General features: G+C 68.8%; 8 protein-coding genes and 1 pseudogene. 2 read left to right on the top strand and 7 right to left on the bottom strand.

Annotated elements, in window-relative coordinates; translation table 11 throughout:
• From CHF16_RS38715 to CHF16_RS38725, 3 genes and pseudogenes are all read right to left on the bottom strand, one after another.
• Positions 1-245 (bottom strand): annotated as a pseudogene (locus tag CHF16_RS38715) (IS1380 family transposase); the annotation flags it as partial.
• Between the two features lie 269 nt (positions 246-514).
• A complete protein-coding gene (locus CHF16_RS38720; protein ID WP_143228342.1) occupies positions 515-1,120 on the bottom strand; it encodes a hypothetical protein in 606 nt (201 codons plus the stop codon).
• A gap of 206 nt (positions 1,121-1,326) precedes the next feature.
• Positions 1,327-2,535, bottom strand: a complete 1,209-nt coding sequence (locus CHF16_RS38725; protein ID WP_089331178.1) for a cytochrome P450 — start codon at positions 2,533-2,535, stop codon at positions 1,327-1,329.
• A gap of 48 nt (positions 2,536-2,583) precedes the next feature.
• Here CHF16_RS38725 and CHF16_RS38730 point away from each other — a divergent pair, with 48 nt between their 5' ends.
• A complete protein-coding gene (locus tag CHF16_RS38730) occupies positions 2,584-3,192 on the top strand; it encodes a TetR/AcrR family transcriptional regulator (protein WP_089331179.1) in 609 nt (202 codons plus the stop codon).
• A 61-nt stretch (positions 3,193-3,253) separates the two neighbouring features.
• Here CHF16_RS38730 and CHF16_RS38735 read toward each other — a convergent pair whose 3' ends face one another.
• The 3 genes from CHF16_RS38735 to CHF16_RS38740 all read right to left on the bottom strand — a co-directional run bounded on the left by CHF16_RS38735 (position 3,254) and on the right by CHF16_RS38740 (position 4,910).
• Complete coding sequence (locus tag CHF16_RS38735) at positions 3,254-3,817, bottom strand: hypothetical protein (protein ID WP_089331180.1); 564 nt, start codon at positions 3,815-3,817, stop codon at positions 3,254-3,256.
• 118 nt (positions 3,818-3,935) lie between these two features.
• Positions 3,936-4,136 carry a DUF6210 family protein gene (locus CHF16_RS42275; RefSeq protein WP_425427549.1) on the bottom strand — a complete coding sequence of 67 codons (201 nt, stop codon included), beginning with the start codon at positions 4,134-4,136 and terminating at the stop codon, positions 3,936-3,938.
• Positions 4,137-4,253: 117 nt separating this feature from the next.
• A complete protein-coding gene (locus CHF16_RS38740; RefSeq protein ID WP_089331181.1) occupies positions 4,254-4,910 on the bottom strand; it encodes a TetR/AcrR family transcriptional regulator in 657 nt (218 codons plus the stop codon).
• Between the two features lie 117 nt (positions 4,911-5,027).
• On the opposite strand from CHF16_RS38740, the gene CHF16_RS38745 reads away from it, so the two are divergent.
• Positions 5,028-5,867 (top strand): SDR family NAD(P)-dependent oxidoreductase, encoded by an 840-nt coding sequence (locus tag CHF16_RS38745; RefSeq protein ID WP_089331182.1) that lies wholly within the window; start codon positions 5,028-5,030, stop codon positions 5,865-5,867.
• Positions 5,868-5,971: 104 nt separating this feature from the next.
• Here CHF16_RS38745 and CHF16_RS38750 read toward each other — a convergent pair whose 3' ends face one another.
• Complete coding sequence (locus tag CHF16_RS38750) at positions 5,972-7,228, bottom strand: serine hydrolase domain-containing protein (protein WP_089331183.1); 1,257 nt, start codon at positions 7,226-7,228, stop codon at positions 5,972-5,974.
• Between the last annotated feature and the right edge of the window lie 102 nt (positions 7,229-7,330).

Genomic DNA, 7,330 nt, shown 5'->3' on the forward strand with positions numbered 1-7,330 from the left:
AACGCGGTCGGCATCGCCCCATGCCGCAACCGGTCGGTGTCATCGATGCTGTCGGCTCCGGCGCACATCGCCGCCACCAGCGACATCACCTTCGCCGCCGGGGCGGCGCCGGCGCTGTTGCGCGCACCGCCGATGCGCAGCACCTCGGCCGCCAGCTCGGGCAACCCCGCCCGCTCGGCCAGCCGCACCACCGGCACCAGCCCGGCATCGGCGATCAAGTTCGGCTCGTCGAACGCGGCAGCCACCGCCGATGAGACATGAGAGGATTGCACTTACGGGATGCCTCGTTGCTTCTGCGCTGCTGGACCTTAGACAAGCCCATCATCGCAGGCCACGGGGCATCCCTTTTGTCGTTTCCGCAACCTGAACAGCAATCACCCGGTGGATCGAGGCTCAGGCGCACCTCTGCCACGTCCGGTCCAGACGATGCGAACCCGTTGGATGACCAGCATGACACCGATCATGCCACCCGGCAGACGTCGGGCGCGTATAGGCGGAAGACGTCGGTGGGTGGTCAATTGCGGGGGATGCACCGATCCGGCGGCCATCCTGCGAGAGTGGGGAACTGGCGCAGAAACCTCTCACACTGAGTAGCGAAGTCGTTGCCCGCCTCTCGAAGCCGTGTCTGCTCGATAAAGAGCCGAGGGTCATCCACCGGTGGTTGCAGCATCCGAGTCTCGTCGATGAACTCGCCACGCCCCTCGATCGCCGCGGCCAGGGCGAACCCCGCCGCGACCACCACTCCCACGCAGGTGCGGGTTGGGCTCACCGAAGCCTGCACCGGAAGATTTTCCTCGTCCTCGCCACCGTCATAGTGAAAGTCGAAGAACATGATTCCCGTTCGTTCTTCGAACCCCGTCACATCCAACTCGAAAAACCGAGCCCCAGATACCCCGTCCGGCCCAGGAGTTATGGCTTCACCGACCATCACCGTTGCAAGTTCCGCCGCCGTCATCGGGTGGCCCGGCGCGACCTGGATCCCGCGCTCATGCTTCCGGCCATCGACAACCACCAGATCAGGAAGTGAATCGGTCGCCAGTAGCATCTTCAGTACGTCACGCTCGGCTTCCAATACCTGGGCCAACGCGACTGGTCGACGGACAGTTGCGGTGAGATCCACGGACACAAGGTCAGCCTAGGCCGCAAGCGTGTCACGCCACCATATGACCGACGCACTGGCAGCTCTGTCGGCCGTCGCGCTCAAAGCCCCCCACGCGACCCAACGTCGGGGTAATGCATCCTCAGAATGGGTCGAATACCGGCGGTGCCCGCGCCGTCTACCAGTGACGTCCGGCAACGCCTGTGTCCTGGGCAGTGGTGGGTGGATCACTCGGCGTTGGAGGGGGTGAAGGCCAGGTTGAGGTGGGTGAGGCGGCGGATCATGAGGCTGGGCACGTACTGGGCGGGTGAGGTGGCGTGGAAGGCGCCTTCGTCCAGGAGGGCGCGGGTGGCCAGGACGGCTTCCAGGCGGGCCAGGTGGGCGCCGATGCAGAAGTGGATGCCGCGGCCGAACGCGGTGTGCGATTTGATCGCCGGCCGGTGCAGGTCGAGGGTGTGCGGGGTCGGGTAGGCGGCGGGGTCACGGTTGACCGCGCCCCACAGCAGCATCAGGCGAGATCGGGCGGGCAGATGCACGCCGCCGAGTTCGGTGTCGCGGGTGGTGACGCGGAAGTGGCCGCGGAAGGGGCTATGCAGGCGCAGTGTCTCCTCCACGAACGCCTCGATCTGGCCGGGGTCGTCGCGGAGCCGGTCCGCCAGGGCGGGGTCGTCGGCGAGGGCGCGGGCGGTGGCGCCCAGCAGGCTGGTGGTCGATTCGCTGCCGGCGGTGATGAGCTGGAGCGCCATCTGGACGCGTTCGTCCTGAGTGAGCGTGTGGTCTTGGGCGAGGACGTCGAGCAGGCCGCCGCAAGGGCGGGCGGCAGAGCGGGTCAGCTGCTCATCGAGGTAGTGCATCACCTGTAGGAGCTGCTCGGCCAACTGCATCATCCGGTCGGGGCCGGCCAGGCCGCTGAGCAGCTCGATCGCGGCGTCCGACCAGGCGGCGATCTGGCCGGCGTCGGATTCGGGCAGTCCGAGGATCCGGCTGATCACGAGGACGGGGACGGGCACGGCGACCTCGTCCATCCAGTCTCCGCCGCCGCGGCGCGCCAGGGCGGTCACCCTCGGATGCAGCAGGTCCTGGATCTGGCCGGTCAGCTCGGCGACCGTGCGTCTGGTGAGCGCCGGGGCGACGGTGGCGCGCTGGCCGGTGTGGCGAGGCGGGTCGGCGGTCGCCAGCACGTCGACGGCCGCGCCGCCCATGTCCATGAAGGCGGTTCCGCCGGGGCCGGCGGCCAGCAGCCCGGCGAGGTTGCTGGAGAACACCGCCGGATCCTCCAGCGCCCGCAGGACCTGCTCGTGCGCCACCACCAGGTGTAGGCCCAGCTCGGGCAGCAGATGCACCGGGCCGCGCTCCCGCAGCCGCTGGTACCGGGGGTAGGGGTCGGCCAGCGCTTCGGGGGAGAACAGGTCCTCGGAGACCACAGGAGCCTTCATATAACACGTTATAGTTCACGTTATCGTCTGCGGGAAGGCTGATCGGAGTTGGACAATCCGCTGCCGGCCGTGGAGCGCGGCCGTTCCACGCTCACCGTCAACCGGCCGCTGAAGGAGTCCGAGCGGGCCCGGCGGGAGCGGATCCTGGCCGCCGCCCGCGAGCTGGCCCGCGGCGGCGGCTACCCGGCCACCACGATCCGGGCGGTCGCGGAGCGGGCGGGCACCACCCCGGCCACGGTCTACCGGTATTTCCCCTCCAAGGACCATCTGCTGCTGCACCTGATGATCGACTGGTCGCAGCAGTCCATCGCGGGCCTGACTGCGGCCGCCTATACCGGCACCGTGCCCGAGCGCGTGGCCGCCGGGTTCGCCGACCTCGTCGACTGGGCCGCCGCCGAGCTGCCGCTGCTGTCGGCGGTGATGAGCGCCGTCAGCTCACCCGACATCAGCGGCGGCGGCCTGACGATCTGGCGCGAACTGTTCACCGCCCTCGTCCGCGCCGCCCTGAATGACCCCGCCTGGGACGACACCGAGGGGAAGGCCTTCACCCTCGGCCACGTCCTGCTCGCCTGCCTCCTGGACCTGACCACTACCCGCGCCAGCACCCAAGAGGCCCGCGACAACATCACCACCGCCGCCCGCCTCATCTTCCGCTGACACCGGCGATCAAGCGGAGCTGCCGGGGGTGCAGAAACGGTTCGGAGGCGGGGTGCGTCTTCTATCCGTTGGTGATGGTCGAGGGGGTTATGCGGGCGGCGCGACGGTCTGCGTCGGGCAGAGCCCAGAGGTAGGCCATACCGTTCGATGGGATCCGGCGTTCGGCGGCGAGGACGGCGAGGAGGGGACGTGCGCCGAGTACTTCCGTGACCTTGCGATCCGCCCGGTAGACCAAGCCCCGGTAGTGCACGATGATCACCGCGACGAAGGCCGCCGCGCTCAAGCAGACGGTCAGGTCTTGCCACCAGCGAGGGGCGTTCGCGCTCAGTGCCAGGACGACGGCCTCGCAGGCGAGGACTGCTCCCAAGCTTAGAAAGGATCGCGCGAGGTAACCGCGGCGAAGGGTGAACGTGGCCATTGCGGACGCCAGTTCCCCTTCCAGCTCGTCCGGCTCAAGGCGTTCGGAGGCAGAACCGATCACCAGCCGGAGTCTCTTTCCCCAGATCTTCGCGCGGACGCCGAGCCGCATCGACCGTGGCACCTCACCGTGGGTGACTTCCGGAGGCCGGATGGAGAACTCTGCGGCGAGGCGATCCGTCACCATCTCGATGGCCTGAAGATCCATCCGGGCATCATGGCACGTCGGAAGGAGTTTGTTGGCTTTGTTGCGGCTTGGGCTCGCTGCCTGGTGGAGGGCGGGGAGATGGCAGACGAGATGGCCGCGCGGGGCTGTGCGCGCCGCGCTAATCAGAGTTCTGCCAGACGAGGATGCCTGGGCCGTCGGCAGTGATTACGGGAACCCATGCCTCATCCAGTTCGCGAAGTCGTTCTTCATCCAGTTCCAAGTTCCGGGGACTGCTGACGTTCAGGCCTTCGGACGTGGCAGCCGATCCGTAGAAGGCGACCTTTGCGACTGCGCTGCGAAGCCGCTGGGAGGGCGTCATCCGCGGCGTCGTGTTCCGTGACGGCGCTTGGCGCGACGGCGTCCGCTACTCCCTTCTGCGCACCGACCCTCGACCGTGAACTGTTGCCGCGGTAGGTGAGTTCGGTACCTGCGGAGGTCAGGGCTCTTTGATCGGCCGGGCAAGGGCTTGGCGGGGTGCGAAGGCGCTGAGGAATGTGGCCACCGCGGATTCTGTGATGGCCTTGCGTTCGCGGCGGGGGACGTTGCGGGTGCCGAAGCGTGACCGTGCCTCCAGCGGCCCGGTCAGCAGCGCCGTGAAGTGTTCGGCGGCCAGCGCCGGGTCGGAAATGGCGATGCGGCCTTCCAGAGCCAAGCGGGCGAGCCGGTCGGCGAGCGCTTGGGTGACCGGTTCTGCGACGCCGACCTGGGTCAGTTCCAGCAGGTCGGGGAACTGCGGAGTCTCCGCGTACAGCAGGCGCCTCAGTGCCCACGACTGCGGGTCGCAGTAGCAGTCGACGAGCTGGACCCCGACGGCGGTCAGCGTGGCGGGCAGGTCGTCACCCGCCTTGGCCAGCAGTGCCACCGCGGCCAGGTTGCGGGCCAGTGCCCGCTCTGAGAGCGCGGCGATGGTCGCGCGGAGCAGCTTCTCCTTGTCGCCGAAGTGGTTGTAGACGGTGGCCTTGGCGACTCCCGCCTCCGCCGCGATCTGATCGACCCGGGCCTGCGGGTAGCCCTCGCGCGCGAACACGCTGAACGCGGCGTCCAGGATGTCGTTCCGCTTGTCGATGCGGCCCCTGCCCGGCTGTGGGGTCATGGCCGCAGCATACCCGGACGTTCACCGAACCAGACTCGCCAGGCTAGTGGTCCGCTGGGACGAGGCTATCCTGGCAAGGCTGTTCGATTAGACTCGCGAGTCTACTTAGGAGGCGTCATGAGGACCATCGTGATCACCGGGGGCACCGACGGCATCGGCAAGGGACTGGGCCTCCACTACCTAGGCCGGGGCGACCGGGTGGTCGTCGTCGGCAGCGACCCGGACAAGGGCCGCCGGTTCCTGGAGGAGGCCGCGGCCATCGGCTCCGGCGAGCGTGCCGCCTACATCCGGGCCGATCTGAGCCTCGTGGCCGAGAACCGGCGCGTCGTGGCCGAGATCGCGCGGAGTCACCCGGTCGTGGACGCCCTGGTGCTCGCCGCGCGCTACTACCGCTCGACCCGCGGCGAGACAGCCGAGGGCATCGAGCACAACTTCGCGCTCTTCCACCTCAGCCGCCATCTGTTCAGCCATGGCCTGGCCGACCGGCTGGAGGCGGCGGAACGGCCTGTGATCCTCAACCTGGCCGGACCGGGCACCGACCTGTCCGCGATGAACTGGGACGACCCGCAGTTCACCCGCGACTACCGGCCGGACCGGGTCATGGCGCAATGCGGCAAACTCAGCGACCTCGGCGGCGTCGCATTCACCGCCGCGCACCCCGGTACCCGGATCCGTTACGTCCTCGCGCATCCCGGCCTGACCGCCACCGGATTCACCGGCGACTACAGCGAGGCGGACGCAGCGCTGGTCGCCGGAATGCACGACCGCGGCCAGCCGGTCGACGCGGCCGTGGACATGCTGCGACGCCACCTCGACGATCCCGACCCCGAACCGCTGAGCGCCTACATGCAGCACACCAAGATCGACGTGGACGGCGCGCCCTTCGACCCCGCCGCCGCGCGACGGCTGGCGGACATCACCGCGGCCGTCCTCTCCGGGATCGGCCAACCGGTTTGAGGGGCCGTCCTGCGATCTGAGGAGTGCCCAGGTCAGCGGCGTAGGGCTGACCTGGGCCGTCTACGGGCCGGCAGATCGCGCGACGGGGCATGGACGTGGTTCCCTCAGCCGCCCGAGCCTCCGCCGGCCGGGACACCGGTGATGGCCTGCATCTCCTGCCCGATCATCTCCTGCAGCGGCACGCCGTCGTTGTTGCCGAGGATGACACCGACCCAACCGGTGTACGGGTAGATGTCCCAGTTGGCGGCGACACCGGGGTTGCCGCCGGCGCGCTGGTACATCCACTGCCCGCCGACGATGGAGATCGGGATCCCGTACGCGCCGAAGGACGCCGGTCCGTGGGGGATCTTGGCGCTGGTGAGGACGTCCGCCCAGGGCCGGTCCAGCAGCGTGCCGTCGCCCAGCCCGTTCGCGAACCGGACGAGATCAGGCGCGGTGACGAAGCCGCCGTCGCCGGGAGCGTCGATGAAGGCGCGGCCCGGGTTCTTGCCGAGCACGCTCGGGTGCGGGCTGCTCTTGTCCAGGTTGCGGACGGCGTCGACCACGCTGCCGTCGGCCAGCGACATGTACGGGTGGGCGATGTGCTTGTCGGTGAGCCACTGCGGCCGCGTGTAGAACGCGGAGTCCCTCATGCCGCAGCGCTCGAAGATGTTCTCCTGGACGTAGTCCCAGTACGTCGTGCCGGCCACGGCCTCCACGATCAGCGCGGAAATGGTGACCTCCGCCTCCGCGTGCCTGGTGTTGGGGACGCCTGGCACGTCCACCAGTTTCGCTTGCCGGGCCCGAGCCTCGTAGAACTCGTGCACTTCCGTCCGGCTTTGGAAGACGCGTTCCACGTCCTCCTCCGGGCTTTCCAACCCGGAGGTGCCGGACAGCAGATGATGGACGGTCACCTGCTCGGCGATGTTGTCGGCGAAGCCCGTCAGGTGGGTGCCCACCGTGTCCGACAGTTTCAGCTTGCCCTGCTGTGCCAGTTGCAAGACGGCCACCGCGTGGAACGGTTTGCCCGCCGAGCTGAGGTTGAAGGCGATGCCCTCGTGGTTGCGGATCCCCTTCTCCTTGTCGGCCATGCCGTAGCTGCGCGACAGCACCGTCCGGCCTTTGTGAGACAGCAGCACCACGCCGGAGAACTTGCCCTCGGCGGCCAGCTTCGCCACGTACCTGTCGTAGGCCCCGCCGGGACGGGTGGCCGGTGGAATGTCGTCGGCGCCGGCCGGGCCGGGACGTCCGGTGGCTGCGGCATGCCCAGGCCGGGCGCCCATCAGCGGCACGGCGGCCGTCACCGCGCCGGTGGCCGCCAGCCCGCCGCCCCACCTGAGCAGCCGCCGCCGATTGACACCACGTACGGAATCCGCGTCCATGATCACGGAGCTGATTCCAACCTCATTCGGCCTGATGGTGAAGAGTGAGGATGGCCTGGACGATGGCGGTCAGGCGGCTGGGTGAGCAGCGGGCCTTCCGCA

Source organism: Actinomadura meyerae (assembly GCF_900188445.1).
Classification (GTDB): domain Bacteria; phylum Actinomycetota; class Actinomycetes; order Streptosporangiales; family Streptosporangiaceae; genus Spirillospora; species Spirillospora meyerae.

Coding starts and splice junctions, on each gene's coding strand:
- CHF16_RS42275 (WP_425427549.1), bottom strand. CDS start 4,136: ATGACGCCCTCCCAGCGGCTTCGCAGCGCAGTCGCAAAGGTCGCCTTC.
- CHF16_RS38740 (WP_089331181.1), bottom strand. CDS start 4,910: ATGACCCCACAGCCGGGCAGGGGCCGCATCGACAAGCGGAACGACATC.
- CHF16_RS38750 (WP_089331183.1), bottom strand. CDS start 7,228: ATGGACGCGGATTCCGTACGTGGTGTCAATCGGCGGCGGCTGCTCAGG.
- CHF16_RS38725 (WP_089331178.1), bottom strand. CDS start 2,535: ATGAAGGCTCCTGTGGTCTCCGAGGACCTGTTCTCCCCCGAAGCGCTG.
- CHF16_RS38735 (WP_089331180.1), bottom strand. CDS start 3,817: ATGGATCTTCAGGCCATCGAGATGGTGACGGATCGCCTCGCCGCAGAG.
- CHF16_RS38745 (WP_089331182.1), top strand. CDS start 5,028: ATGAGGACCATCGTGATCACCGGGGGCACCGACGGCATCGGCAAGGGA.